This window comes from Phenylobacterium terrae (assembly GCF_042681205.1).
GTDB classification, from domain to species: Bacteria; Pseudomonadota; Alphaproteobacteria; order Caulobacterales; family Caulobacteraceae; genus Phenylobacterium; species Phenylobacterium terrae.
In genome coordinates this window covers 42,995-69,109 of sequence record NZ_JBHUEY010000006.1, presented here as the reverse complement: position 1 = coordinate 69,109, position 26,115 = coordinate 42,995, and the positions used below count along the sequence as shown (strand labels likewise).

General features: G+C 71.6%; 27 protein-coding genes and 1 tRNA gene. 8 read left to right on the top strand and 20 right to left on the bottom strand.

The window, feature by feature from the left end; genetic code table 11:
* Window positions 1–30: 30 nt before the first annotated feature.
* The 4 genes from ACFSC0_RS14675 to phaP all read right to left on the bottom strand — a co-directional run bounded on the left by ACFSC0_RS14675 (window position 31) and on the right by phaP (window position 2,968).
* Entirely contained in the window at window positions 31–1,200 is a 1,170-nt protein-coding gene (locus ACFSC0_RS14675) for a GNAT family N-acetyltransferase (RefSeq protein ID WP_377280787.1), read from the bottom strand.
* Window positions 1,197–1,943: a glycerophosphodiester phosphodiesterase gene (locus ACFSC0_RS14670; RefSeq protein WP_377280786.1), complete on the bottom strand. Its 747-nt coding sequence runs from the start codon at window positions 1,941–1,943 to the stop codon at window positions 1,197–1,199. The genes ACFSC0_RS14675 and ACFSC0_RS14670 overlap by 4 nt, the downstream gene beginning before the upstream one ends.
* Window positions 1,940–2,401: a RidA family protein gene (locus tag ACFSC0_RS14665; protein WP_377280785.1), complete on the bottom strand. Its 462-nt coding sequence runs from the start codon at window positions 2,399–2,401 to the stop codon at window positions 1,940–1,942. The genes ACFSC0_RS14670 and ACFSC0_RS14665 overlap by 4 nt, the downstream gene beginning before the upstream one ends.
* Window positions 2,402–2,533: 132 nt before the next feature.
* A complete protein-coding gene (gene phaP / locus ACFSC0_RS14660) occupies window positions 2,534–2,968 on the bottom strand; it encodes a TIGR01841 family phasin (RefSeq protein ID WP_377280784.1) in 435 nt (144 codons plus the stop codon).
* 309 nt (window positions 2,969–3,277) lie between these two features.
* On the opposite strand from phaP, the gene ACFSC0_RS14655 reads away from it, so the two are divergent.
* The gene (locus tag ACFSC0_RS14655) at window positions 3,278–4,561 is read left to right on the top strand and encodes a D-alanyl-D-alanine carboxypeptidase (protein ID WP_377280783.1); all 1,284 of its coding nucleotides are present in this window, start codon (window positions 3,278–3,280) and stop codon (window positions 4,559–4,561) included.
* A 124-nt stretch (window positions 4,562–4,685) separates the two neighbouring features.
* Here ACFSC0_RS14655 and ACFSC0_RS14650 read toward each other — a convergent pair whose 3' ends face one another.
* Window positions 4,686–5,111, bottom strand: a complete 426-nt coding sequence (locus ACFSC0_RS14650; RefSeq protein WP_377280782.1) for a J domain-containing protein — start codon at window positions 5,109–5,111, stop codon at window positions 4,686–4,688.
* Window positions 5,108–5,941, bottom strand: coding sequence for a division plane positioning ATPase MipZ (locus ACFSC0_RS14645; protein WP_377280781.1), 834 nt, complete (start codon window positions 5,939–5,941; stop codon window positions 5,108–5,110). Before ACFSC0_RS14645 ends, ACFSC0_RS14650 begins: the two co-directional genes overlap by 4 nt.
* 147 nt (window positions 5,942–6,088) lie before the next feature.
* Here ACFSC0_RS14645 and panC point away from each other — a divergent pair, with 147 nt between their 5' ends.
* Window positions 6,089–6,943, top strand: a complete 855-nt coding sequence (gene panC / locus ACFSC0_RS14640; protein WP_377280780.1) for a pantoate--beta-alanine ligase — start codon at window positions 6,089–6,091, stop codon at window positions 6,941–6,943.
* A 130-nt stretch (window positions 6,944–7,073) separates the two neighbouring features.
* Here panC and ACFSC0_RS14635 read toward each other — a convergent pair whose 3' ends face one another.
* Genes ACFSC0_RS14635 through ACFSC0_RS14620 form a run of 4 tightly spaced genes read right to left on the bottom strand, consistent with a single transcriptional unit; the run spans window position 7,074 to window position 11,887 of the window.
* Entirely contained in the window at window positions 7,074–7,484 is a 411-nt protein-coding gene (locus tag ACFSC0_RS14635; RefSeq protein ID WP_377280779.1) for a DUF1489 family protein, read from the bottom strand.
* Between the two features lie 10 nt (window positions 7,485–7,494).
* Entirely contained in the window at window positions 7,495–9,387 is a 1,893-nt protein-coding gene (locus tag ACFSC0_RS14630; protein ID WP_377280778.1) for an ATP-binding protein, read from the bottom strand.
* Window positions 9,384–10,226, bottom strand: coding sequence for an enoyl-CoA hydratase-related protein (locus ACFSC0_RS14625; protein WP_377280777.1), 843 nt, complete (start codon window positions 10,224–10,226; stop codon window positions 9,384–9,386). The genes ACFSC0_RS14630 and ACFSC0_RS14625 overlap by 4 nt, the downstream gene beginning before the upstream one ends.
* Before the next feature lie 53 nt (window positions 10,227–10,279).
* On the bottom strand, window positions 10,280–11,887 hold the full coding sequence (locus ACFSC0_RS14620; protein ID WP_377280776.1) for a carboxyl transferase domain-containing protein: 1,608 nt from the start codon (window positions 11,885–11,887) through the stop codon (window positions 10,280–10,282).
* A gap of 101 nt (window positions 11,888–11,988) precedes the next feature.
* Between ACFSC0_RS14620 and ACFSC0_RS14615 the strand changes: the two genes are divergently transcribed.
* The gene (locus ACFSC0_RS14615; protein ID WP_377280930.1) at window positions 11,989–13,731 is read left to right on the top strand and encodes a patatin-like phospholipase family protein; all 1,743 of its coding nucleotides are present in this window, start codon (window positions 11,989–11,991) and stop codon (window positions 13,729–13,731) included.
* A gap of 496 nt (window positions 13,732–14,227) precedes the next feature.
* Here the strand turns inward: ACFSC0_RS14615 and ACFSC0_RS14610 are convergent, their stop codons facing one another.
* Window positions 14,228–14,719 carry a DUF2231 domain-containing protein gene (locus tag ACFSC0_RS14610; RefSeq protein WP_377280775.1) on the bottom strand — a complete coding sequence of 164 codons (492 nt, stop codon included), beginning with the start codon at window positions 14,717–14,719 and terminating at the stop codon, window positions 14,228–14,230.
* Between the two features lie 105 nt (window positions 14,720–14,824).
* On the opposite strand from ACFSC0_RS14610, the gene ACFSC0_RS14605 reads away from it, so the two are divergent.
* A complete protein-coding gene (locus ACFSC0_RS14605; RefSeq protein WP_377280774.1) occupies window positions 14,825–15,109 on the top strand; it encodes a hypothetical protein in 285 nt (94 codons plus the stop codon).
* Window positions 15,110–15,113: 4 nt separating this feature from the next.
* Here the strand turns inward: ACFSC0_RS14605 and ACFSC0_RS14600 are convergent, their stop codons facing one another.
* Together ACFSC0_RS14600 and ACFSC0_RS14595 are read right to left on the bottom strand one after the other, a co-directional pair.
* Complete coding sequence (locus ACFSC0_RS14600) at window positions 15,114–15,857, bottom strand: anti-sigma factor family protein (protein ID WP_377280773.1); 744 nt, start codon at window positions 15,855–15,857, stop codon at window positions 15,114–15,116.
* The gene (locus ACFSC0_RS14595; RefSeq protein ID WP_377280772.1) at window positions 15,854–16,354 is read right to left on the bottom strand and encodes an RNA polymerase sigma factor; all 501 of its coding nucleotides are present in this window, start codon (window positions 16,352–16,354) and stop codon (window positions 15,854–15,856) included. The genes ACFSC0_RS14600 and ACFSC0_RS14595 overlap by 4 nt, the downstream gene beginning before the upstream one ends.
* 83 nt (window positions 16,355–16,437) lie before the next feature.
* On the opposite strand from ACFSC0_RS14595, the gene ACFSC0_RS14590 reads away from it, so the two are divergent.
* On the top strand, window positions 16,438–17,841 hold the full coding sequence (locus ACFSC0_RS14590; RefSeq protein WP_377280771.1) for a S8 family serine peptidase: 1,404 nt from the start codon (window positions 16,438–16,440) through the stop codon (window positions 17,839–17,841).
* A 98-nt stretch (window positions 17,842–17,939) separates the two neighbouring features.
* The gene (locus ACFSC0_RS14585; RefSeq protein ID WP_377280770.1) at window positions 17,940–18,371 is read left to right on the top strand and encodes a hypothetical protein; all 432 of its coding nucleotides are present in this window, start codon (window positions 17,940–17,942) and stop codon (window positions 18,369–18,371) included.
* Window positions 18,372–18,501: 130 nt separating this feature from the next.
* On the opposite strand, the gene ACFSC0_RS14580 is transcribed toward ACFSC0_RS14585, so the two are convergent.
* From ACFSC0_RS14580 to ACFSC0_RS14550, 7 genes are all read right to left on the bottom strand, one after another.
* A complete protein-coding gene (locus ACFSC0_RS14580; RefSeq protein WP_377280769.1) occupies window positions 18,502–18,705 on the bottom strand; it encodes a hypothetical protein in 204 nt (67 codons plus the stop codon).
* A 75-nt stretch (window positions 18,706–18,780) separates the two neighbouring features.
* A complete protein-coding gene (locus ACFSC0_RS14575; protein WP_377280768.1) occupies window positions 18,781–19,203 on the bottom strand; it encodes a DUF3574 domain-containing protein in 423 nt (140 codons plus the stop codon).
* A complete protein-coding gene (locus ACFSC0_RS14570) occupies window positions 19,200–20,366 on the bottom strand; it encodes an isovaleryl-CoA dehydrogenase (RefSeq protein WP_377280767.1) in 1,167 nt (388 codons plus the stop codon). The genes ACFSC0_RS14575 and ACFSC0_RS14570 overlap by 4 nt, the downstream gene beginning before the upstream one ends.
* Before the next feature lie 53 nt (window positions 20,367–20,419).
* The gene (locus ACFSC0_RS14565) at window positions 20,420–21,598 is read right to left on the bottom strand and encodes a lysozyme (protein WP_377280766.1); all 1,179 of its coding nucleotides are present in this window, start codon (window positions 21,596–21,598) and stop codon (window positions 20,420–20,422) included.
* A gap of 68 nt (window positions 21,599–21,666) precedes the next feature.
* Window positions 21,667–23,130, bottom strand: coding sequence for a magnesium transporter (gene mgtE, locus ACFSC0_RS14560; protein WP_377280765.1), 1,464 nt, complete (start codon window positions 23,128–23,130; stop codon window positions 21,667–21,669).
* Between the two features lie 60 nt (window positions 23,131–23,190).
* Window positions 23,191–23,275, bottom strand: a tRNA-Leu gene (locus tag ACFSC0_RS14555).
* 445 nt (window positions 23,276–23,720) lie between these two features.
* The gene (locus tag ACFSC0_RS14550; RefSeq protein WP_377280764.1) at window positions 23,721–23,972 is read right to left on the bottom strand and encodes a FliM/FliN family flagellar motor switch protein; all 252 of its coding nucleotides are present in this window, start codon (window positions 23,970–23,972) and stop codon (window positions 23,721–23,723) included.
* Window positions 23,973–24,040: 68 nt separating this feature from the next.
* On the opposite strand from ACFSC0_RS14550, the gene lipB reads away from it, so the two are divergent.
* Both lipB and ACFSC0_RS14540 read left to right on the top strand, forming a co-directional pair.
* On the top strand, window positions 24,041–24,766 hold the full coding sequence (gene lipB, locus ACFSC0_RS14545; RefSeq protein ID WP_377280763.1) for a lipoyl(octanoyl) transferase LipB: 726 nt from the start codon (window positions 24,041–24,043) through the stop codon (window positions 24,764–24,766).
* Window positions 24,767–24,846: 80 nt separating this feature from the next.
* Window positions 24,847–26,106: a hypothetical protein gene (locus tag ACFSC0_RS14540; RefSeq protein WP_377280762.1), complete on the top strand. Its 1,260-nt coding sequence runs from the start codon at window positions 24,847–24,849 to the stop codon at window positions 26,104–26,106.
* The last annotated feature ends 9 nt before the right edge of the window (window positions 26,107–26,115 follow it).

The window sequence follows — 26,115 nt, the reverse complement described above, 5'->3', positions numbered from 1 at the left end:
CTACCCTCTCCCCGCGGCGCGGGGAGAGGTCTAGGAACCAGCCGCCTGCCGGAACGGCGAATACTCCTCGCTCAGCCACTCCATCTCGCCCTGGAGCATCGACCGCTCCTGCTCGACGAACCGCTCGACGGGCCCGCGCAGGGCCGGGTCGGCGATGTAGTGGGCCGAGTAGACGGGGGTGGGCAGGTAGCCGCGGGCGATCTTGTGCTGGCCCTGGGCGCCGGCCTCCACCCGCTTCAGGCCCCGGCCGATCGCCCACTCGATGGCCTGGTAGTAGCAAAGCTCGAAGTGCAGGAAGGGCACGTCCTCGATGCAGCCCCAGTTGCGGCCGTAGAGCGCCTCATCGCCGATCAGGTTGAGCGCCCCGGCGATCCACTGGCCGCCGCGCCTCGCCATCACCAGCAGCACCCGGTCGGCCATCCGCTCGCCGAGCTCGGAGAAAAAGGCCCGCGTCAGGTAGGGCCGGCCCCACTTGCGCGAGCCGGTGTCCATGTAGAAGGCGAAGAAGGCGTCCCAGTGATCCTCGGTCAGGTCCTTGCCGGTCAGGCAGGCGATCTCCAGCCCCGCCTGCGCCTCGCGCCGCTCGCGCCGGATGGTCTTGCGCCGGCCCGACGACAGCGCGCCCAGGAACCCCTCGAAGTCCGCGTAGCCGGCGTTGTTCCAGTGGTACTGCTGGCCCTGGCGCAGGGCCATGCCCTGGGCCCCCATCCACCGCCACTCGTCCTCCGTCGGGAAGTTCACGTGGAAGGACGAGGTCCCATAGCGCTCGCACAGGCTCAGCGCCCCGCCGACCAGGTAGCTGCGCGCCTCGTCGGCATCGACGTCCGGCCGCACCAGCAGGCGCGGCCCCGTGGCCGGCGTGAACGGCGCCGCCGACAGCAGCTTGGGGTAGTAGCGCCCGCCCGCCCGCTCGTAGGCGTCGGCCCAGGCGTGGTCGAAGATGTATTCCCCCTGGCTGTGCGACTTCAGGTAGAGCGGCATCACCGCCGCGACCTCGCCCGCCTCGTCCTCGACCGCCAGGTGCTGCGGCCCCCACCCGGTGCGCTCGACGGCGCAGTTCGCCGACTCCAGTGCGTCCAGGAAGTCGTAGAGCACGAAGGGGTTGCCCAGGTAGGCCGGGTTCGCCGCGCAGGCGTCCCACCCCGTCTTGCCGATCTCGGAAATGCGGCGGCAGACCCGAACCGCCGGCTTCAGCTTCACGGGTGAAAGCCCTCGAAGATGAGGTTGTCGCAATGGTCCTTGATGGCCGACCATTGCGACGGATCTCGGACCGTCCAGGCCACCACCGGCATCCCCTTCTCGCGCAGGGCGTCGGCGCGGGCGCAGGGCAGCATGTCGATCCCCAGCGCCAGGAAGTGCGGGCGGGCGATCTCCACGTGCTCCAGCCGGGCGAAGGCCTGGCGCTGGCCCTCGCTGAGGTGCGGCGCACGATTGTAGCTGTAGCTGTCCAGGCCGCGCAGGAAAGTCGGGTGCCGGTCCGCGAACCAGGCGTGGGAATAGGGATTGAAGCCGATCACGCAGACCGGGCCGTTGTGGTCGATGAGGATGTCGTGCACCCGCTGCTCCAGCGGACCGACGGCGCCGTAGGGCGTCTTCAGCTCCACGTGCACCATGGCCCGGCGGCCGATCACCGCCATGGCCTCCACCAGGGTCGGGATCCTCTCATCCGTCCCGGCCAGCTTCAGCTCGGAAAGCTCCGCCGCGGTGCGGTCGCCGATCCGGCCGGGCACGCCGCACATCCGCTGCAGGTCCTCGTCGTGGAAGACCATCGCCTCGCCGTCGGCCGACAGCTGGACGTCGAGCTCGATGCCGTAGCCGGCGGCGCAGGCGGCCTGGAAGGCGCCCAGGGAGTTCTCCGGCGGGCCGTCCTTGGACCACAGCCCGCGGTGGGCCACCGGCGGGTGGAAGAGCAGCTCCCAGGCCTCGCCGAACCTGGCCTTCACCTCACCGCCACCACCGCATCGACCTCGACGGCGAAGCCCATCGGCAGCCGGTAGACGCCCACGGCCGAACGCGCGTGCCGGCCCAGGTCGCCGAACGCCTCGACCATCAGGTCGGAGGCGCCGTTCACCACCTGAGGGATGGCGGAAAAGTCCTGGGCGGCCTGCACGAACCCGCCGAGTTTCACCACCCGGACCACCCGGTCCAGGTCCCCCTCGCAGGCCGCGCGCATCTGGGCGATCAGGTTGAGGCCGCACAGCTGGGCGGCCTTCACCGCCGTATCCATGTCGACGTCGGCGCCGACCGTGCCGCGCACCCCGCCTGAGGCGTCCACCGACACCTGTCCTGAGATGTGCACCAGCTCGCCGATGCGCACGAACGGCACATAGTTGGCGACCGGGGCGACGGGATTGGGCAGTTCCAGCCCGAGGGCGGCGAGACGCTGTTCCACCTGCGACATGGCGGCAAGCTAGCAGCAGCCTGCGGCCGGCTCAAAACGAGAAAAGGCCCGGACCGTCGCCGGTCCGGGCCTTCGGGTCATTCGCGCGACTGGAGAGGGAGGGTGCGCGACTGAGAGAGCTCGTCGGCCGCCTTAGCGGGCCGCCTGGATGCGCTCGACCGTGGCGGTCACGCGCTCGTTCAGCGGCTGGACCGAATCCTTCACCGAGGCGGTGACGGTCTCGCCCCAGCGGTTCAGCTCGGCGAGGTAGGTCTCGAGGGCGGTGCGGGCGAAGGTGGTCTGCAGTTCGACCACTTCCTGCACGCTCTTGGCCGAAGCCAGCGACTTGGCGGCGGCGACCTGGTTCTCGACCGAGGTCTTGGCGAAGGCGGCGGCCTGGGCGTTGAGCGCTTCGGCGCCCTTCGCGGCGGCGGTCGCCGAGGCGATCACGGCCTCGAGGTTCTGGCGCGAATAGGCGCTGGCTTCGTTGATCGCGGCCAGCGTCTTCTCCATGGCGTCCTTGAACGCCTGGTTGCCAGCGGCGGTGAACTTCTCGACAGTCGAATTGATGGTCTCGGCGGCGGCCATAAGGTCTAGCTCCGGGTTCGTCGGGCGGCGGGGGGAGCCGCAGTGATGGGTTCGAGGCGAGATACGTTCGCCATACCGGTGTAATCTCATGCTGCAGTGCAGCAGTCAAGGGGTTTTTGTGCACTGCACAATGCCACCTGCCCTCGCGTAAGCTTCGCGCTTGCGGCGCCCCCGAAACAGTTCCAGGCTGGACTGCGACAAATCGGACCAGTAACGCGACTGTTTAACCCCCCATAAACCACGATCGGTCATGCTACAGGCTTCGCGGGCGTCAGAGCCCTTAACCAGTTGATTCGACGGACGAAGCGCATGACCCAGCCCGCCCGCCGCCTGTTGCTTTCCGTTGGCCTCGCGCTCTCGGTCGCGCTGAGTGGAACGACCCTCCCGGCACCCGCACAGGCCGCGCCGAGCGGCTGGACCCAGACCCCCAAGTACGCGGCCATCGTGGTGGACGCGAAGACCGGCGAGGTCCTCTACGCGAAGCGGGCGGACAGCCCCCGCTATCCCGCCTCGATCACCAAGGTCATGACGCTTTATCTGGTCATGGAGCAGCTGGCCGCGGGCAAGCTGAAGCTGGACGACCGGGTGGTGATCTCGCCGCGCGCCGCCGCCCAGTCGCCGACCAAGCTGGGCCTGCGCCCCGGCGATTCGATCAGCGTCGACGACGCCATGAAGGCGCTGGCCACCAAGTCCGCCAACGACATCGCCGTCGCCCTGGCCGAGCACATCGGCGGCACCGAGTCCCGCTTCGCCGCGCTGATGACCCTGCGGGCGAAGGAACTGGGGATGGACAACACCCACTTCGCCAACGCCTCGGGCCTGCCGGACAGCCGTCAGCTGACCACCGCCCGCGACCTGGCCATCCTGTCGCGCGCGGTGATGCGCGACTACCCGCAGTACTACAAGCTGTTCTCCACCCGCTCGTTCGAGTTCCGCGGCCAGAACATCCGCTCGCACAACCGCCTGCTCGGCCGGGTCCCGGGCGTGGACGGCATCAAGACCGGCTTCACCAACGCGTCCGGCTACAACATCGCCGTCTCGGGCGTGCAGGACGGCCGCCGGCTGATCACCATCGTCCTCGGCGGCCCCTCCGGCGCGGCGCGGGACAACAACGCCGAAGACCTGATGCTGACCGGCTTCTCGGTGCTGCGCCGCCGTGCGCTCGGCGAGCAGATCACCGTCGCCCAGAACCTGTTCGAGCCGGAGCCCTCCGGCCCCCTCACCCGCCCGTCGGTGGAACAGGGCGACACCGACCAGGACGGCCTGAAGATCGTGCTCGCCTCGGCGACGCCGCAGCCCAAGGCGGCGGCCGCCAAGCCCGCGAAGAAGAAGGACGAGCCGAAGACCAGCTCCGCCAAAGGCAAGTGGACGGTCCAGGTCGGCGCCTTCAAGAAGAAGTCCGACGCGCAGGAGCAACTCGCCCACGTGAAGAAGCGCTACGGCGCGCCGTTCACCGCCGCCAACGGGATCACGACGGCCGGCGGCGGCCGCTACCGCGCCCAGTTCACCGGTCTGACCGAGGCCAACGCCAAAGCCGCCTGCCGCGAGCTGCAGGCCAAGAAGCAGCCCTGCCTGGTCATCAAGCCGAGCTAGTTCAGTCCGTCGCGTAGAGTTGGGTCCACACCCGCTTCACCCCCGCTTCGGCGGGGGTTTTTCTTTGTCGGCAAAGCGCGGCGCCGACCTCCCCCGCGCAGCGGCGGGAGGTAGGGCCACACCCCTACTTCCTCAGCAGCCGATCCCGCGCCGCGTTCAGCTGGGCCGCGAGGCCGCTGGTGCCGCCCTTGTCGGGGTGGGCCATGGTCATCAGGCGCTTGTGGGCGGCGAGGATCTCGGCGGGCGTCGCCTCGGGGCCGACGCCGAGGATGGAGCGGGCCTCGGCCGCGCTCATCTGCCCGCCCTTGGCCGCGGTCCCGGGGCCCAGGCCCGTGCGCCGGGCCGAGACGAGCAGCCACAAACCCACCACCACCAGCACGATGGCCGAGCCCCAGCCGCCGCGCACGCCGACGTAGGCGGCGCCGGCGAAGGCGGCGAGCGCGATGGCGGCGGCGGCGATGCGCCACTCGGCGCGCTTGAGAATCGGCCGGCCGCGGCTCAGCCACAGGATCAGGGCCAGCGCCGCCGCCCCGATGGCGAGGTAGCTCACTCGGCGGCCAGCAGCCGCCCGCCGGTCAGCTCGGAGAGGCCCAGGAAGCTGGACAGGCTGCGCAGCTCCTGGCGGGCGGCGACGTGCTGCAGCGAGACGGGGATCGGCCGGATGTCGGTGGAAAGGTCGGCGATGGTCAGGCCGAAGGGAAAGAGCTCGCGGTAGATGACCCGATCGCGCAGGCCGGGCCCGACGCGGAAGCCGATCCGCTTGGCCAGCGCCTGCACCCGCTCGTCCACCCGCTTGCGGTTGCGCGCCTCGGTGGGCGCCAGGCGGTTGCGCAGCACCACCCAGTCGATCGACCGGCCCTGGCTGGCCGCCCGCATCTTGCGGCTGTTCCACACCGTCTCGGAATAGAGGCTCGGCCGCTTCACCTCGAGGCTCACGGGATCGACCACGCCCAGCATGTCGAAGTCGACGAAGCTGTCGTTCATCGGCGTGACGATCAGGTCCGCCAGGCCGTGGGCCGTGCGCGAGGTGGCGGTGTCGCCACCGGGGGTGTCGATCAGCACCACGTCGGCCTCGGCGGCGGCGGCCTCGAAGGCTTCGGTCAGGCGGGCGACGGCCTGTTCGTCGGACAGCTTGGCGAGCTTGGGCCCGTCGCCGCCCAGCGGCATGGCCACCGGCATCGGCGCGTCCTTGCCGTTCGCCTTCAGCCAGGCGGCCCGGTTGGCGAAGAAGTGGGCCATCGACTGCTGGCGCAAATCGAGGTCCAGGACGCCCAGCCGCACGCCCCCGTGCAGCAGCGCCGTCGCCAGGTGAATGGCGATGGTCGATTTGCCCGCGCCGCCCTTCTCGTTGCCGACGACGATGACCTTGGCCTGTGACATGGCGCGTTCGATCCCCCGACCCCTTGGGCGTTGCTGTAGTCCGAGTCTGAGCCGGGACGAGACTCCCTTCCGGGGCCAGCGTCAACGGGCGCTTCGCCGCCCGCGGCCCATGGACGCTGCGCCCGGCCTCGGCCATAAGCCGGATCCATGCCGAGCCCCCCGCTCCCGACCGTCCGCACCGTCAAGGATTTGCGCGCCGTCGTCTCCGGCTGGAAGCGCGCCGGCCAGAAGGTGGCCCTGGTTCCCACCATGGGCGCCCTGCACGAAGGGCACCTGTCGCTGGTCGCCCTGGCCCGCCGCCACGCCGACCACGTGGTCGCCTCGGTGTTCGTCAATCCGACCCAGTTCGGGCCCAACGAGGACTTCGCCCGCTATCCACGCACCGAGACCCGCGACGCCGAGCTGCTGGCCGGGGCCGACTGCGACCTGCTGTTCGCGCCGGGGGTCGAGGAGATGTACGCGCCCGGCTTCTCCACCACCGTCACGGTTTCGGGCGTGTCCGAGCCCCTGGACGGCGCCGCCCGCCCCGGCCATTTCGCCGGCGTCGCCACGGTGGTCTCCAAGCTGCTGATCCAGGCCGCGCCCGACGTGGCCGTCTTCGGCGAGAAGGACTACCAGCAGCTCCAGGTCATCCGCCGGCTGGTCCGCGACCTGGACCTGCCGGTGGAGATCGTCGGCGCCCCCACCGCTAGAGCCGAGGACGGCCTCGCCCTCTCCTCCCGCAACGCCTACCTCTCGCAGGAAGAACGCCAGATCGCGCCCCGCCTGCACCAGGCCCTGGCCGAGGCCGCCCGCCGCCTGCGCGAGGGCGACTCCATCGAGCGCGTGGAGGCCACCGGCCGCGCCGCGCTGGAACGCGCCGGCTTCGCCCCCATCGACTATTTCGAAGTCCGCGACGCCGAGACCCTGGCCCGGCTCGAGGAAGGCTCGTCCCGCGACAAGCGCATCCTCGCCGCCGCCTTCCTCGGCAAGACCCGCCTCATCGACAACCTGGGGGTCTGAGCGGGGTGACAGGCAGGGCTTCGCCCAACCCGTAACCGCAAGGCGCTGCTCGGTGACTGGTTGCGCCCCAGGCGCTACCTGTCACCAAACGCATCTGCCGTGGGCCGAACCCTGCGGGAGGCGCGCTTGCTCACCACGCCCCGAGCAGCCGCAGCTCGCGGGCGAGTTCCGGCGGGATCTCCTCGGCGCCGGCTTCGGCCAGGTCCGGCGGGGCGTCGTTGGGCTCCAGGTAGCGCCAGCCCTGGAAGGCCCGCCGCGGGGTTGGGGCGACGCGCACCACCTCTTCGTCCAGCACCACCTCGCAGCGGGCGGTCACGCCCTCGCCGACGGTGCGGATGTCGACGATCCTCTGGCGGCAGAGGATGACGCCCTTGAACACCCGATAGACCGAGCCGCCGTCGATCATCTCGGGCGCCCGCTTCGGCGTCATCCGCGTGCGCAGGATCCACGGCTCGCCCGGCGCGGCATGGCTTTTGCGCCATTCGAGCAGGTCCTCGATGGTGTTCGCGCCCACGCAGAGCTTGATCATGTGGACCGGCATGACCTCGCCTCTACGCCGGCGCCTTCAGCCTGAGAAGTGCGGCGCCTTCGCTCACCTGGTCGCCGGCCTTCACCAGCACCGCCTCCACCTCCCCGTCGAAGGGCGCGGCGAGCGCGTGCTCCATCTTCATGGCCTCGAGGGTGACCAGGGACTGGCCGCGGCTCACCGCCTCGCCTTCTGCGACGGGGATGGCGGCGACCTTGCCGGGCATCGGCGCGCGGACGGTGGCGTCGCCCCCGCCGGCTTCTCCGCCCAGGGGCGGCGGGGGTCGGGTGGTGAAGGCGAAGGCCTCGCCGCTTTCGAACACCACCACCTCGCCGTCCTCGGTCAGCAGCACGCTGCGGGGCGAAGCGCTCTCCACGTGCAGGGGCGCGGCGTGGCCGGCCTCGCCGAGGTAGAGGCGCACGCTGCGCTCCGGCGCGGCGTTCAGGCGGAAGCCGACCAGCTCGCGCCAGGGCGAGGCGGGCTCGGGGTCGAAGTCCTCGGACTCCAGCAGCGCCGCCTCGGCGGCCGCCGACAGCGCCGAGGGCGACGGATCGGGCCGTGCGGTCAGCGCCTCCAGGCGCCGCTCGATGAAGCCGGTGTCCACGTCGCCGGCGATGAAGTCCGGCTCCTCGAGGCAGCGGGCGAGGAAGCAGGCGTTGGTCTTCAGCGGCCAGATCTCCAGCTCGTCGCAGGCCTCGCCCAGCGCCGCCAGCGCCGCCTCGCGCGTCGCCTCGTGGGCGATCAGCTTGGCGACCATCGGATCGTAGTAGGGCGTCACCGCCCCGCCCTCCTCAACGCCCGCATCGACCCGCACGCTCGTCGGCCAGCGCAGGTGCTCGATCGGGCCGGTGGCCGGCAGGAAGCCGCTCGCCGGCGTCTCGGCGTAGAGCCGCGCCTCGACCGCATGGCCGCTCATGGCGATCTCCCCCTGCCGCAGCGGCAGCGGCTCGCCGGCGGCGACGCGCAGCTGCCATTCCACCAGGTCCAGCCCGGTGATCGCTTCGGTGACCGGATGCTCCACCTGCAGCCGGGTGTTCATCTCCATGAACCAGATGCGCTCGGCGGTGAGCCCGGCCGAGGCGTCGGCGATGAACTCCACCGTCCCCGCGCCGACGTAGCCCACCGCCTGGGCGGCGCGGACGGCGGCGGCGCAGATGGCCTCGCGCGTGGCCTCGTGCAATCCGGGCGCGGGAGCCTCCTCGATCACCTTCTGGTGCCGGCGCTGCAGCGAGCAGTCGCGCTCGAACAGGTGGACGATGTTGCCGTGGCTGTCGCCGAACACCTGCACCTCGATGTGCCGAGGGCGCGAGACGTAGGTCTCCAGCAGCACCCGCTCATCGCCGAACGCCCCGGCCGCCTCGCGCTTTGCGGCCGCCAGGGCCGCGGCGAAGTCCTCCGCCCGGTCGACCTTGCGCATGCCCTTGCCGCCGCCGCCGGCCACCGCCTTGATCAGCACCGGATAGCCGATCGCCGCGGCCTCGCTGGCCAGCCGCTCGGGGCTCTGGTCCTCGCCCAGGTAGCCCGGCGTCACCGGCACGCCGGCCTGCGCCATCAGCGTCTTGGCCGCGTCCTTCAGGCCCATGGCCCGGATGGCGGACGGCGGCGGGCCGACCCACGTCAGCCCCGCGGCGATCACCTGCTCGGCGAACTCGGCGTTCTCGGAGAGGAAGCCGTACCCGGGATGCACCGCGTCCGCCTCGGCCGCCTTGGCCGCAGCCAGGATGCGTTCCGTGAGGAGGTAACTCTCGCGCACCGGCGCCGGGCCGATCAGGATCGCGCGGTCCGCCTCCAGCGCGTGCGGCGCGCCCACATCCGCCTCGGAGCAGACCGCCACCGTGCCGATCCCCATCCGCCGCGCGGTGCGGAAGATGCGGCGCGCGATCTCCCCCCGGTTGGCGACCAGCAGCCGCCGGATCATTCGCCGGCCGCCCAGGACGGCTTGCGCCGCTCCAGGAAGGCCCGCACCCCCTCCTGCCCTTCCTCGCCCACCCGGGCGGCGGCGATGCGGCGGGCGGTCATGTCCAGCAGCCGGTTGTCGATGGCGTGGCCCAGGACGTCGGCGACCAGCCGCTTGGAATCGGCCACTGCGCCGGGCGCGCAGGCCATGATCTGGTCGGCCACCCGCTCCATGGCCGCGTCCAGCTCCTGCACGTCGGCGACCGCCTCGGTGATCAGGCCGATTTCGCGGGCGTAGCGGGCGTTGAACACCAGGCCCGTGGCGAACAGGGCCCGCGCGTGCCGCGGCCCGATGGCCTGCACGACGTAGGGGCTGATGGTCGCCGGCACGAGCCCGAGCCGCACCTCGGAGAAGCTGAACTTGGCGTCCTCGGTGGCGATCGCCAGGTCGCAGGTCGCCGCCAGGCCCGCGCCGCCGCCGAACGCGCCGCCCTCGATCAGGGCGCAGGTCAGGGCCGGGATGTCCCACAGCGCCTTGAGCATCTTGGCCATCTGCAGGGCGTCGTCGCGGTTGTCGGCCTCGTTGCGGTCGGCCGCCTCGCGCATCCAGTCCAGGTCCGCCCCGGCGCTGAAGGTCCCGCCCGCGCCGCGCAGGAAGACCACGCGCACGTGCTCGGCGACCCGCAGCGTCTCGAACGCCTCGGCCATGGCGGCGATCAGCTCGGCGTTGAAGGCGTTCTTCCGCTCCGGCCGGTTGAGGGTCACAACCACCACGCCCTCGGCGGTGTCTTCCATCTCCACCAGCCCCGGCGGGCCGGAGTCGACGCCCTGCACGAATTTCGAGGTGATCTCGTTCGCCATGCCAGGCCCCTCTTGTTACGTCTGTTACGCCTTACACCCTGCGGCGCAGGCGATCACATCCGGAAAACGCCGAACTTCGTCTCCGGGACCGGCGCGTTCAGCGCCGCGGAGATGGACAGGCCCAGCACGTCGCGCGTCTGGGCCGGATCGATGATCCCGTCGTCCCACAGGCGGGCGGTGGCGAAGTAGGGATCGCCCTCCGCCTCGTAGCGCTCGCGGATCGGGGCCTTGAAGGCCTCTTCCTCTTCGGCCGGCCAGGTCTCGCCGCGCGCTTCCAGGCCGTCGCGGCGGACGGTGGCCAGGACGCTCGCGGCCTGCTCGCCGCCCATCACCGAGATGCGGCTGTTGGGCCAGGTCCACAGGAACCTCGGCGAATAGGCCCGCCCGCACATGCCGTAGTTGCCGGCCCCGAACGAGCCGCCGATCAGCACGGTGAACTTCGGCACGGCGGCGCAGGCGACGGCGGTGACCAGCTTGGCCCCGTCCTTGGCGATGCCGCCGGCCTCGTACTTCCCGCCGACCATGAAGCCGGAGATGTTCTGCAGGAAGACGAGCGGGATCCGCCGCTGGCAGGCGAGCTCGATGAAGTGCGCCCCCTTGAGGGCGCTCTCCGAGAACAGCACGCCGTTGTTGGCCAGGATCGCCACCGGGTAGCCCCAGATCCGCGCGAAGCCGCAGACCAGGGTGGTCCCGTAGAGCGCCTTGAATTCGTCGAACTCCGAGCCGTCGACGATGCGGGCGATCACCTCGCGCACGTCGTAGGGGGCCCGAACGTCCGTGGGGATCACGCCGTAGAGCTCTTCCGGGTCGTAGGCCGGCGGCCGGGGCTCGGCCAGCGTCAGGTCCACCTGCTTGGTGGTGTTCAGGCCCGCGACGATGGACCGGACGATCGTCAGCGCGTGCTCGTCGTCGGCCGCCACGTGGTCGACCACGCCGGAGCGGCGGCCGTGGGTGTCGGCGCCGCCCAACTCCTCGGCGCTGATCACCTCGCCGGTGGCCGCCTTCACCAGCGGCGGCCCGCCCAGGAAGATGGTCCCCTGCCCCCGGACAATGACCGTCTCGTCGCTCATCGCCGGGACGTAGGCGCCGCCGGCCGTGCACGAGCCCATCACGCAGGCGATCTGGGCGATGCCCGCCGCGCTCATCTGCGCCTGGTTGAAGAAGATGCGCCCGAAGTGGTCGCGGTCCGGGAACACCTCGGCCTGGTGCGGCAGGTTGGCCCCGCCGGAATCCACCAGGTAGACGCAGGGCAGCCGGTTCTGCAGGGCGATCTCCTGGGCCCGCAGGTGCTTCTTCACCGTCATCGGGAAGTAGACGCCGCCCTTCACCGTCGCGTCGTTGGCCAGGATCATCGTCTCGCGCCCGGCGATCCGGCCGATCCCGGCGATCAGCCCGGCGGCCGGCGCCTCGCCGTCGTAGAGGCCGTAGGCTGTCAGGGCGCCGATCTCCAGGAACGGCGAGCCGGGGTCGATCAGGCGCATCACCCGCTCGCGCGGCAACAGCTTGCCGCGTGCGGCGTGGCGCTGGCGCGAAGCCTCCGGCCCGCCCAGCGCCGCCTGGGCCGTGCGCTCGCGCAGCTGTGCGACGAGCGCCCGGTTGACGGCTTCGTTGGACTTGAAGACCTCGCCGTGGGGATCGAGGGCTGTGGCGAGACGCGGCATGGCTCAGGCATAGCCGGGCGCAGGGCCGCACGCTAGTTTGCCGCGTTGTGATCTACCTGCCGGACCTTCCCAACGACAGCGCCCTGGCTCGGCTGTTCGAGATGGAGCCGTGGCGCAGCGAGGCGACCTGGTTCTCCCTGCCGGGCGGTTCGGTGCTGTTCGACAGGGACGAGCCGGCGGACCACCTCTACGTCGTGCGGGCCGGTCGCCTGGGGGCTTTCCGCCACGAGGAGGGCGCCGAGCCCGAATTCCTCGGCGTGATCCGTCCCGGCGAGCCGGCCGGCGAGATGGCCCTGATCGGCGACACCGCCCACACCGCCCGGGTCGTCGCCCTGCGCGATTCGGAGATCTTCGCCCTGCCGCGCGAGGTCTTCCTGGAGGCCGCCGAGGAAGAGCCGGCGGTGATCACCGAACTGGCCCGGCTGATGCTGGCCCGCACCCGCGCCGGACCCGAACGCGGGACCGCCGGCGAGCCTTCGGTGTTCGGCTTCATCCCGGCCAGCGAGCCGCTGTCCCTGCGGCCCATCGTCGACCAGATCGCCCGGGAGGTCAGCAAGCTCGGCTACCTCGTCGACGTGATCGGCTCCGAGGCCGCCCGCGCCCCCACCGAGTGGTTCTCGCAGGTGGAGCACGCCCACGACTTCGTCCTCTACGTCGCCGAGGCCGGCGACCTGGGCTGGCGCCAGGTGGTCTCGCGCCAGGTGGACCGGCTGTTCCGCGTCGGCCGCGGCGACCGCCCGCCGCCCGCCAGCCAGCACCCCCTCGCCGCCTCCAGCGCCCTGGAGGCCCAGCAGCTCGTCGACCTGATCCTGATGCAGCCGTCCCGGGCACGGCGCCCGCACGGCTCGGAGGTCTGGACCAGCGCCGTGCGCCCGGCCCGGGTCTTCCACATGCGCCGGGAGAACCGCGCCGACGCCGCCCGGCTGGCCCGGGTGATCACCGGCCAGTCGGTGGGGCTGGTCCTGTCCGGCGGCGGCGCCCGGGCCTACGCCCACGTGGGCGCTGTGCGGGCCCTGCGCGAGCGCAAGGTCCCCATCGACTTCGTCGGCGGCGTCTCGATGGGCGCCATCGTCGCCGCGGGCCTGGCCATGGGCTGGGACGACGTCGAGCTCGACGAGCGGATCCGCAAGGCCTTCGTGACCTCCAGCCCGCTGGACGACATCGCCTTCCCGCTGCTGGCCATGACCCGCGGCCAGAAGGTGGTCGAGCGGCTGGAGGAGCATTTCGGCGACGTCGACATCGCCGACCTGTGGCTGCCCTTCTTCTGCGTCTCCTCCAACCTGACGACCGGCGCCTACCATCTGCACCGCCACGGCTCGCTGGTGCAGGCGCTCAGGGCCTCCATCGCCCTGCCCGGCGTGCTGCCGCCGTCCACCGACGACGACGACGTGCTGGTGGACGGGGCGGTGCTGAAGAACTTCCCGACCGACGTCATGAAGGCCCTGCAGCTGGGCCCCATCGTCGGCGTGGACGTCACCCGCGGGCGCAGCATCACCGCCGAAGACGTCGCCCGGCCGAGTTCGGTGTGGCGCTGGCTGCTGTCCGGCCAGTGGCGCAAGGGACCGCCGATCGTCTCGCTGCTGATGCGGGCGGCCACCGTCTCCACAGGCCGCGACCACGCCGCCGCCCGCGAGGCGACCGACGTGCTGGTCATGCCCAACCTCCAGGGCGTGGAGATCCGCGACTGGGAGGCCTACGAGCCCGCCGTCCGGGCCGGCTACGAGGCCACCCTCGCCGCCCTCGACGGCCTCAAGGCGCCGGTCACCGACCTGCGCCGCCGCCCCAGCCTCTCGGCGCCCGAGACGCCACGCCGCGCCCGCCTCAAGGCCCGCGCCGGCGGCTGATCACGAGCCTTTCAAACGGCTCCGATTGCGAGTCGGGGGATAGGCCCCCATATTGGCCTCTCCAGCAACTTACTGAAAGGAGGTGATCCAGTGTCTCATAGTTTCATCCGTAGTCCGGAAACCGTGACCTGGGCCTCCGTCATCGAGGTCCGCGCCTAACCACCGGTTCGGTGAATAGGTCCGGAGCCGCGCTGCGGTCCGACTATGGAAAGGCCGCCCCAGCGATGGGGCGGCCTTTCGCATTTCTCTACCTCCCCCGCGCAGCAGCGGGAGGGGGACCGCCCGCCGAAGCCGGCGAACGCCGGCTGGAGAGCGGGGGGTGGAGGGGGCAGGCCACAGGCGAAGCGCTGTGGACAGCTCCACTTTGCAATGTTCGACGCGTGGCGCTGGTGGCCCGCCCCCTCCACCAGTCGCTCTTCGCTCCGCTCGGCGACTGGTCCCCCTCCCGCCGCTTCGCGGGGGAGGTAATAGCCGCGGTGTAGCGCGCTTCGCCTGGCTAGCGCCGCGTCTCGACGCGCGCGCTCGCCATGTCCGGCTCCTCGGAGACCCCGGTGCGGTGGCGGTAGACCAGCTCCCAGCCCATCCAGCCGGTGAACAGCAGGATCAGCACCACGGCGGCCGAGAGCGTCACGCCGGCCGGGGCGATGGCCGCGGCCGCATCGCCCGTGGCCCGCAGGTAGAAGTTCACCGCCGCCACCGCGACGGCGATCACATTGCCGACCATGTGCAGCCAGGCCGCCCGGTGCATCCGGATCTTCCGGTCGCCGAGGAAGTCGGTCAGGCCGAGGACCGCCGCCAGCAGCGCCATCGAGATGCCGGCGCCCAGCATCCACATGGACGCCGTCGCCCAGCCGTCGCTGCCGGTGTTGAGGTAGCCGATGTCGGTGGCCAGGGCCGACACCAGGAAGGCGATCGGGAACGGCACGATCATCGGGTGCAGCGGATGCCCCGCGACCTTGGCCGTACTGCGGGGATTGTGCTCGTTCATCAGGCGTCTCTCATCTGAGCGCCGGTCGCGACCGGTCGCTAGACCACCAGAATCCCTCAGCTAAACTCGCAAACCTCGGATCGCGTTCGCGGGAGGGCCTCACGGGTGAGATCGGCGCTGGTGATCGCCGCCCTGGCGCTGTCCGCCTGCGGGACCGGCCAGCGCTACGAGCAGGCGCTGAACGACACGCGCATCTCCGACGCCGTAGGCGCCTACGAGGTCGCCCGCACGCGCGGCGATCCCCTCGATCTGTGCGTCAAGGCCCGGCTGGTCGCCATCGCCTACGAGGACGCCGGCCGCGCAGCCGAGCGCGACGCATGGCGCGCCAAGGAGACCGGCGACTGCCGCGCCGCCCAGGCCCGCTACGCCGGCGCCCGGTCACTGGACTGACGCCCTACTCCCGCCAGCCGCGCGCCCGCGCCGCCGCCTCCTGGGACGCGTCCAGCGGCTCGCCGGCGATCAGGCCCTCCACGGCCGCCAGGATCGGCGCCGGCGTCGCCGAGGCGGCGGTGCGATAGTCGCCCTGCCCGGCCGGCGCGTCGGCCGTCGCGCGAACCGTCCAGCCCTCGCCCTGGCGACACCCCAGCCCGGCGACCTGCGCGCCGGCCATGACGAAGGTGCGGCAGTAGGCGCCATCCTGGGCGCGGAAGCTGAGCCCGACCTGCACCTCGCCGGCCGCATCGGCGGCGAGCTGGCCGTCGAGCGCATCGGCCAGGGCGCCGCGCGCCACCATCCGCCCGCCCTCGGTGGCGATCGGGGCCGGATCGAGCAGGCCGGGACCGAAGCCTGCCGCGAGCCCGATCCCGGCGCCGAGCACGAGACTCGCCGCCATCGCCGCCCAGTGCGCCGCACGGAAGCTGCGGGTCTTAGGCTTGCGCGCGCCGAACTGCGGCCGCAGCACCAGCGGCGCCTCGTCGGCCGCCTCGCCTGCGATCAGCGCCGTCAGCCGGTCCGGCACGGGCTCGTCCAGCACCCCGGCGAAGGCGCCCTGCACGCCGGCCCGCAGCGCCCGCTGCCGCTCCACTTCCCGCGCCAGTTGCGGGTCGCCGGCGATGGAGGCTTCGAGCGCCTGCCGCTGGGTCTCGTCCAGCTCGCCATCCACATAGGCCATCAGGGCCTGGTCCTTCAGTCCGCTCACGCCGCGTCCTCCCGCCGTCCGAGCCGGGCCATCAACGCCGTCCGGCCCCGCACCAACCGGCTCGTCAGGGTGCCCATCGGCACCTCCAGAATGTCGGCCGCCTCCCGGTAGGAGAGGCCCTCCACCAGCACCAGGGCGATGGCCAGCCGCTGTTCGTCCGGCAGGCGGGCCATCTCGCGCCGCACCTCGGCCGCCTGCAGCCGGATCTCGGCGACCTCGGCCCCGGCGTCGCCCACCGAGAGGCCCTCCTCCTCCGGGGCCATCACCTGCCCTCGCCGCCCGCGCGCCCGCGCCTCGTCGATCCAGGCGTTCTTCATGATCCGGAACATCCACGAATCCAGCCGCGTCCCCGGCGTCCATTGCTCCGCCCGCGAGAGCGCCCGCTCCACCGTCAGCTGGACCAGATCGTCCGCGTCCGCCGGCTCGCGCGCGATCGCCCGCGCCAGCCGGCGCAGGCGCGGCAACAGCTCGACCATTTCCCGCTGGAATGCGTTCAACTCCTCGCCTCTTTTGGATGAAACGTCCGGTCCCGACCGTTTCATCCCTGAACCCGGACAATGAGGCGCCGGAAAGACCACGCATGATCCGAAGCCCCATCGCAGCCCTCGCCGCCGCCCTCGCGTTGGCCGCCCAGCCGGCGAGCGCGCAGCTGATCGGGGGCGGCGGCCTGCCCGGCCTGCCCGGCGTGGGGCTGCCGACCACGGACCTGCCGCGGCCGTCGCCGCCCCGGGCGCGCACGCCGCGCACGCCGCCGCTTGCCGCGCCCGAGAGCCTCGTGCGCGAGACCGTCCCCCCGCTCGCGGGCGCCGTGGGCGAGACGCTGGAGGCCGTTCCTGCGCAACTGCGGCGGCTGCGCCTGGAGGAGTTGCTCCGCGCCCACCCGCAGGTGCTCGAGCAGGACGAGGCGGGCGCGCCGGTGGTCTCCGGCCGCGTCCTCGCGCTCGCGCCGACCGAGGATGCGCTCGCCGCCGCCCGGCAGACCGGCTTCGAGGTCGTCGAGCGGGCGGACCTCGCCGCCATCGGCGTCCAATTGATCGTGCTGCGCCCGCCTTCGGGCCTGTCCGCCCGCGAGGCCGTCCAGCGGCTGCGGCAGCTCGATCCGGCGGGAACCTACGAGTTCGACCACCTCTACGCCGACGCCGGCCAGGCCGCCGCGCCGGGCGGCGGGACCGGGCGGCCCGCGCCGAGGCGGCGGGGCGCGGTGCGGATCGGGCTGGTGGACACCGGCGTCGCCGCGCGCCACCCGGCCCTGGCCTCGGGACGGATCGTCCAGCGCGGCTTCGCGCCCGGCGGCCTGACGGTCCAGCCGCACGGCACCGCCGTGGCCTCGCTCCTCGCCGGGCGGTCCGGCGCCTTCCGGGGCGCTGCGCCGGGCGCCGAGCTCTACGTGGCCGACGTCTACGGTTCCGGTCCGACCGGCGGGTCCGCCGCCATCCTGGTGCGGGCCCTGGCCTGGCTCGCCGAGATGCGCACGCCGGTGATCAACGTCAGCCTCGTCGGCCCGCCGAACCGGGTGCTCGAGGCGGCCGTGCAGGGGCTGAGCGCCCGCGGCCACCTGCTGGTGGCGGCGGTCGGCAACGACGGCCCCGCCGCCCCGCCCCTGTACCCGGCCGCCTACCCCGGCGTCGTCGCCGTGACCGGGGTGGACGGGCGCGGCCGGGCGCTGCTCGAGGCCGGACGCGGCGAGCACGTGGACTTCGCCGCGCCGGGCGCCGACATGGCCGCCGCCCACCCGTCCGGCGGCTTCGCGCCCGTGCGGGGGACCTCCTTCGCCGCGCCTCTGGTCGCCGGCGAGCTCGCCAGGCGGCTCGGAGAGCCGGACCCGGCTGCGGCCGCCCGCGCCGTGAGCGGCCTCTCCCGCCTCGCCGCCGACCTGGGGCCCAAGGGCCGCGACCGCACCTTCGGCGCAGGGCTGGTGGCCGCCGACCGCCGCACCGCCCCGGCCGCCGTAGCGGCGCGCGGGCCCGCGATCCGCGGCGACTGAGCCTTTTTCACGCGGGCCGGGATGAAACCGGCCGGACGGCTCGTTGGACCTGACGAGAGGCGACGACTGGAGCGCCTCGGTCCATCAGGAGAGTTCGAATGCGTAGGATCCCTGTCATCGCCCTCGCCGCGATCGGCGCCCTTGGCCTGGCCGGCGGGGCGCAAGCCCAGCTTCTGGGCGGCGCGCTCGGAGGGAGCGGCGGCCTGGGCGGCGCTGTCGGCGGGCTGACCGGCGAGATCGCCGGCCACGGGCGCCTCGGCGGGACCCTCGAAGGCCCGGGCCGGCTGACCCGCGACCTAGGGGCGACGACCTCGCAAACCCGCGGCGAGGCGCGCAAGCGGGCCGGACGGGCTTCGGCAGAGGCGGCCGGGGGCGCCGAGCAGGCGCGGCGCGTTGACGTCGATCCGATCGGCGGCCTCTCCGCCGCGTTCGACGCCGAGGCCGACGCCTCCGCCAAAGCCGAGGCTCGGGACATCGAGGCCTCCGCCTCGGCCGAAGGATCCGCGAAGGGCTCGCTCCGCAACCGCTGAGCCCCACGGAGCTGCGTCCCCAGGCCGGGCATGGAGAGGCTCGTCCGCGAGAGCCCCGGCCGAGGGATCGACAGAAGAAAGGCCGCCGGGCGACCCCGGCGGCCTTTCGCTGTTCGGAGGTCCGTTCGGACTAGTCGCGGTCGGCGGTCGCTGCGCCGGCCACGCCGCCGATGGCGGCGCCCACGGCCGCGCCTTCCACATCGCCGCTCACCGCCCCGCCGACGACGGCCCCGCCCAGGGCGCCGGTGGCGGCGCGTTCGGTGACGGTGGTGCCGCAGGCGGCAAGGGCCAGGCCCAGAGCCGCGACGGGGAGAAGCTTGATGGCGGTTCGCATGGTGAAGGTCTCCTCAGGGGTACGTCCGGCTAGGAACGGCCCCCGGCCAAGCCGGTTCCGAGTCGGGCGCCCGACTTAGGACTCCACCTCCAGGCAGGAGTCCTGGACGATAAGCAGCACGGACTCCTGCTGGAACCGGCTCTTGTACCGCGCCCGCACCTCGTCCAGCAGCTTGTCGGAGCCCTTCCGCGGCAGCACGATGACCACCACCTTGGCCGCCTGGCGGATGAGCGCGTTCTCCGAGCCCTGCCACTGCCGCCCGCCGTCCAGCACCGTCAGGCCCTGCGGGAACCTCGGCGTCAGCTCCTCCTCGACGAAGCTGGTGAAGGCGGTTTCGCTGATGCCCGGCTGGCCGGCGATGTTGGGGCCGAAGAACAGCTGGGCCGTGCGCAGGGGCTCCTCGCCGGCCGGGCAGGGCGCCGGCGGCGGCGGCTCGTGCGACGAGGTCGCGCAGCCTGCGAGCGCCAACGCCGCCAGAAGGGCCCCAGCCCGCGTCATGCCCCGATCAGCTCCCGTCCGATGAGATAGCGCCGGATCTCGTTGGTGCCGGCTCCAATGTCATAGAGCTTGGCGTCGCGAAGCAAGCGCTCGACGGGATAGTCCTTCGTGTAGCCCGCCCCGCCCAGCGCCTGGACGGCCTCCAGCGCGCATTTCACCGCATTCTCCGAGGCCATCAGGATGGCGCCCGCCGCGTCGAACCGCGTGGTCATTCCCGCATCGCAGGCCTTCGCGACGGCGTAGACGTAGGCCCGGGCCGAGTTCAGGGCGACGTACATGTCGGCCACCTTGGCCTGCATCAGCTGGAACGAGCCGATCGGCTGGCCGAACTGCTTGCGCTCGCGCACGTAGGGCAGCACCACGTCGAGGCAGGCCTGCATGATGCCCAGCGGCCCGGCCGCCAGCACCGCCCGCTCGTAGTCGAGCCCGCTCATCAGCACGCCGACGCCGCCGCCCGTCTGCCCAAGGACGTTCTCCTCCGGCACCTCGCAGTCCTCGAACACCAGTTCGCCGGTGTCCGAGCCGCGCATGCCGAGCTTGTCCAGCTTCTGGGCGCAGGAGAAGCCCTTGAAATCCTTCTCGATCAGGAAGGCGGTGACGCCGCGGCTGGCCGCCTCCGGCTCGGTCTTGGCGTAGACCACCAGCACGTCGGCGTGCGGACCGTTGGTGATCCAGAACTTGGTCCCGTTCAGGACGTAGCGGTCGCCGACCCGCTCGGCCCGCAGCTTCATGGAGACCACGTCCGAGCCGGCGCCCGCCTCGCTCATCGCCAGGGCGCCGACATGCTCGCCGCTGATCAGCCTCGGCAGATAGCGCCGCTTCTGCTCGTCCGAGCCCCAGCGGCGGATCTGGTTCACGCACAGGTTCGAGTGGGCGCCGTAGGACAGGCCGATGGACGCCGAGGCCCGGGAGACCTCCTCCATCGCCACCACGTGCTCCAGGTAACCGAGGCCGGCGCCGCCGTACGCCTCCTCGACGGTGATCCCGTGCAGGCCCAGGGCGCCCATCTTGGGCCAGAGCTCGCGCGGGAAGGCGTTGTCGCGGTCGATCTGCGCGGCCAGCGGGGCGATCTCGTCGGCGGCGAAACGGGCGGTGGTCTCGCGCAGGGCGTCGGCGGTCTCGCCCAGGCCGAATTCCAGTGACGGGCCGTGATTGGGGATCATGCGCGAAGGGTTAGCATGAGCCGCCGCCGATGGGCGCCCCGCGGTGGCGGGCCTCAGTCCTCCAGCGCGTCCAGCGCCTCGTCGCCGCGGCCGAGCAGGTCCAGCAGCACATAGGCCGCCCCGCCGACCAGCAGAACCGCCGCGGTTCCGATCACCCAGCCGATGACGATCGTCGACGGGGCGCCGGCCGGCGACGGGCCGCCGTCGAACATCCAGTAGACGCTGGCCCCGAACAGCACGGCGCCGAGCGCCGCCAGGGCGCTCAGGCCCAGGACCTTGCCGCGCCAGGCGGAGGTCGCCTTGAGCGTTTCCGGCGCTGCGGCGGGCTCCGCGGCCGGCGCTTCGACTTCCGGCTCCGGCTCGGGCTCGGCCTCGCCGACGGCGGGCGGGCTGAGCACGAAGGCCTTCATGCCGTTCCCATTCTCCTCCGCGGCCGCCTCGGCTTCGACGGACGGCTGGACCACCTCCGCCGGCTCGGCCTCGGGTTCGACGACGGGCTCCGGCGCCGGCAGCGACGGTTCGGCCTCGGCCGGAAAGGCCATCTCGGACGCCTTGTCCGGGAAGATCCGGGCCAGGCGCTGGGCGAGCGCGGCGGCCATCACTTCCGGGGCGGCCTCCGTCTCGGCCGGCTCCGGCGGGCTCGGCTCACGGGTCAGGCTGGCCGTCTCGCCGTCCAGCGAGGCGCGGATCACGGCCGGGGCCTCGGCGGGCACCAGGCCCAGGCCGTCGGCGTCCACGTGCGGCGCCAGCATCGGGGTCGGCGCGGGCACGAACCCCTCCGGCGGCGTCAGGAACAGCGCCTTCTCGGCGGCCCGGCGGCGGACCAGGGCGTCGACCACGATCCGCTCCCCCTCGAAGTCGGCCTTGCGCCACAGCTCCATGGCGCAGGCGGCCTGCAGCAGCTGGCCCTCGTTGATCAGCATCAGCACCGCCGAGGACTTGAACGCCGGCAGGCCGATGTTGAAGGCGAAGGCGCAGAGCGCGTCGAACTGGTTCTGGTTGAGCGGCGTGAAGACCTGGTCGTTGACCGTCTGGGCGACGCCGATCAGGTCGTACATCAGGAGGGCCTCGGCGTCCCGTTCGGAGACCCAGGCGCCGTCCCGTGCGGTGAGCGTGTGGCCGTAGCCCAGCGTCCAGCGCCCGTCGGGCAGCTGGGCCGCCTTTTCGCGGAAGCCCTCGAACCGCTTGATCAGTTCGATCGCGGCTCTCGAGACCTGGTGACGCGGTTTCATGGCCTTCCTGACCCAGAATGACACAGACGCGTGGAGCGCCTGGCCCTGTCAGGCAAGATAGCTGCCGATCACAGCAGGATCAGCGCAGCCAGGCCCAGGAAGGCGAAGAATCCGGTGAAATCGGTGACGAAGGTCACGAATACGGACGACGAGACGGCCGGGTCGCGCCCCATGCGGTCGAGCATCAAGGGCGCCAGCACGCCCGCCAGGGCCGCCACGAACAGGTTGATGATCAAGGCGATGCCGAAGGCGATCGCCAGCCGCAGGTCGAGGAACAGCAGATAGACGGCCAGGCCGGTGATCAGCGCCAGCGCCGTCCCGTTCATCAGGCCCACCCACATCTCCCTGCCGATGGTCCGCAGGGCGTTGACCGCCGAGAGCTCGCGGCTGGCCAGCGCGCGCACAGCGACGGCCAGGCTCTGCGTGCCCGCATTGCCGCCGAGCGAGGCGACGATGGGCATCAGCACCGCCAGGGTGACGACCTTCTCGATCTCGTCCTCGAAGGCCTTGATGACGCTCACCGCCAGGGCGGCGGTCAGGGTGTTGATCAGCAGCCACGGCAGGCGCGACTTGATCATGTCCATGACGTCGGCGTTGCGGCCCGCGTCGGACACGCCGGCCAGGGCCAGGATGTCCTCCTCGCTCTCTTCGTGGATGACGCCGACGATGTCGTCGACGGTGATCTGGCCGACGAGGCGCCCGCCCGGTTCGACCACCGGCGCGCTGATCAGGTGGTACTTGTCGAAGATGTAGGCGACCTCTTCCTGGTCGAGGTCGACGGCGATCTCGGTCACCGGCTCCATGATCTGGGCCAGCGGCGTATCGCGCTTGGTGCGCAGCAGCAGGCTGACCGGCACCGCGCCGACCGGCTTGAAGCTCGGGTCGACCACATAGATGTCGAAGAACAGTTCGGGCAGCTCGTCGCCGTCCTTGCGGACGTGGTCGATCGTCTGGCCGACGGTCCAGAACTGCGGGGCGGCGACCACCTCGCGCTGCATCAGGCGGCCGGCGGTCTCGTCCTCGTAGGCCAGCGAGGTCTCGATGGCGACCCGCTCCACCTCCGGCATGGCCGCCAGCACCTGGGCCCGCTTGTCGGCCTCCAGGTCGTCCACGACGTCGGCCGCGTCGTCGGAATCCAGCTCCTCGAGGGCCTTGGCGAGCGTCGCCGGGGCGACCGCGTCCAGCACGTCCTCGCGGATCTCGGTGTCCAGCTCGGAGATGATCTCGGCCAGCGCCTCGGGGTCCACGTGGGCCAGCACCGCCTCGCGGTAGTCGGGCGAGAGGAAGCCCATCAGGTCAGCGACGTCGGCCGGGTGCAGGGCGTCCAGCAGCTCGCGCAGCCGCTCGGCGTCGGCCCGGTCGGCGGCGTCCACCACCATGGCCACGAACTCGGGGGTCAGGGCGTAGTCCTCGCCCAGCGCCAGGTCCTCGAGGTCTTCGTCCTCGTCCTCGACCAGGGCGGCGGCGAGCGTGCTCTTCAGCTCGTCGGTGACCGTCGCAGGCGTTTTCGGGTCGTCCGTTTCACGGCTCATGCGGACCCCCCTCGCCTAACGACCGATGACACCTCTGGTGTGCGCTGATTCCATTTCACCTGGTGCGGTCGAGAAGACTCGAACTTCCACGGGTTGCCCCACAGCGACCTCAACGCTGCGCGTCTACCAATTCCGCCACGACCGCTCGTGGTGAGGCGCGGGGGTTAGCAAACCGCCGACGCTTTGGGAAGAGGACTGCGACGCGACCAAGCGCGCCAAGCCCCGCCTGTCGGTGAGTTCTGAACGCCAAGACCGCCAAGACCGCCAAGACGTCGCGGTGGCCGAAGGCCACGACCAGTCGACCGCGTCGTCGCCGACTGAACCCGGCAACTCATCGCCTTCGCGGTCTTGGCGGTCTTGGCGGTTCTGGAAAGAGGACTCGGGCGGGACCTGAGCGCGTCAGCGCCGCCCTTCTCAACACGAAGGACACAAAGACCACGAAGGACACGAAGGCGCCCGGGCAGTGCGACCCGCATGCGCTTCCACGCGCACCCTGCGCGAGGAGCTCACGCTGAACCCTTCGTGGTCTTCGTGCCCTTTGTGGTCTTTGTGTCCAAATGCCCCTTCGGGGCCTGGAGCAGAGCCGGACGCTAGCCGCCGCCGGCCATGTAGTCGTAGACGTCGGCGGCGCGGGTGACGGCGATGGAGATCTTGTCGTCGCTGATCTGGATCTCGCCGCGGGCCACCGGGTGGTTGTTGGCCAGGATCCAGACTTCCTCGGTGACCTTGGCGTCCAGCGGAATCACCGCGCCCCGGCCCATGCGCAGCAGCTGCTGCATCGGCAGGGTCGAGCGCCCCAGGAGGACGGAGATCTCGACGTTGACGGCGTTGACCTGGCTCACGCGAACTTCACCCTGGAACTGGCGGCGACCTTGGAGCCGCCGCTTCGAGGGGCCACATTGCCGACAACATGCTTGACCGCTCGTTAAACCCCGGCCTGACCGCGCCCCCGTTCGCGCGCGCCGACGGCCGCCCGGCCGGCTGGGCGGTCTCGCCAGGGCAGGTCCCCTACCCCGCCGCCGTCCAGGCGATGGAGGCCCGCGCCGCGGCCATCGCCGAGGGCCGGGCCGGCGAATGCGTCTGGCTGCTGGAGCACCCGCCGCTCTACACCGCCGGCGTCTCGGCCAAGCCCTCCGACCTGATCGACCCCGACCGCTTCCCGGTCTTCCAGACCGGCCGCGGCGGCCAGTTCACCTACCACGGCCCGGGGCAGCGGGTGGCCTATGTGATGCTGGACCTGGGGGCGCGGAAGAAGGACGTGCGCGCCTTCGTCGCGGCCCTCGAAGCCTGGCTGATCGGCGCCCTGGCCCGGTTCAACGTCGAGGGCCAGATTCGCGACGGCCGGGTCGGAGTCTGGGTCGAGCGCCGCACGCCCAGCGCGCCGCCGCGCGAGGACAAGATCGCCGCCATCGGGGTCAAGCTGCGCCGGTGGGTCTCGTTCCACGGCGTCGCGCTGAATGTGGAGCCGGACCTCGCCCACTTCTCCGGGATCGTCCCCTGCGGCGTCACCGAACACGGGGTCACCAGCCTGGTGGACCTCGGCCTGCCGGTGACCCTCGACGAGGCCGACGCGGCGCTGCGGGCCAGCTTCACAGAAGTGTTTGGCCCGACTGTGGAATCCCAGCCGCCCATATAATTTTGAGGGTATCGGCCGCTCGCCTGGAACACGAATTTCCGGCGGCCGGTTGGACAGGACGTCGTTTCATCGGAGCCGTCATGTCCTTCAACCCCCTGCAGGAGCGGGGAATCCCGCTCGACCGCCAGCTGCGCAACTGGTCGGAACTCAATGTCACGCCCTACCGCAAGGAGGACGTCCACCCCTTCAGCCGCTGCCGCGGGATCGTCGCCAACGGCATCGAGGTCGAGGCCGTCATGTTCTCGCACAACATGGCCCGTCACACCCTCGACCCCGACATCAAGCGGCGGCTGGCCATGGTCCGCCGCGTCGAGGCCCAGCAGCAGAAGGCGATCAACTGGCTGATCCCCGGCGAGGAGACCACGCTGGAGGTCACCATCGGCTATGAACAGGTGGCCGTCGACCTCACCGCCTGGATCGCCCGCCACGAGACCGATCCCTACCTGCGCCAGGTCTACGAGTTCGGAGTGCTCGAGGACTTCGACCACCTCTACCGGTACTCGAACCTCTACGAGCTGATGGAGGGCAAGCACGCCAACTGGATCGTCGGCGAGCTGACCGAGATCACCCCCGGGCGGCCGACCATCTTCGAGCACCGCCACCCGTTCGACGAGATCCGCCGACCGATGACCGCGGTCGCCTCCGACCCGCAGTCGATCCTCAACGCGCTGACGGTGATGTCCGCCGAGCAGCAGACGATGAACTACTACATGACCATCGGGAACCGGTTCATCGAGCCGCTGGCCCGGGGCCTCTACGCCGAGATCGGCATGATCGAGGAACAGCACGTCAGCCACTACGAGAGCATCCTCGACCCGTCGGCGACGTGGATCGAGAACCTCCTGTTCCACGAGCTCAACGAGTGCTGGATCTACTACTCGTTCATGCAGACCGAGCCGGATCCGCGCGTGAAGCAGGTCTACGAGACCCATCTGGCCATGGAGATCGAGCATCTGCACATCGCCGCCGAGCTGATGCGCGAAGTGGAGCGGCGCGATCCCGAGGCCCTGCTGCCCAAGTCGCTCGATCACGTGCTGACGTTCGAGGAGAACAAGCAGTGGGTCCGCGGCATCCTCGACGCCCAGGTCCACCTGACCTCCAAGGAGAGCGACTTCGTGCCGGTCGGCAGCCTGGGCCAGGAGGACCGCTACTTCGCCTACAACAGCCGGGTGAACCAGGGGGGTACGCCCAGCGAACAGGTCATCGAGATGAACCGCCAGGCCAACGGGCGCGACTACCGCCTGGAGACCGAGGGCGACAACCCGGTCGAAGGTCTCCGCCAGGGCGGCGACGGCCGCACCCGCGGCTACTCCGACCAGCATCCTGGCCTGCAGGCGTAAGGGAGGCGA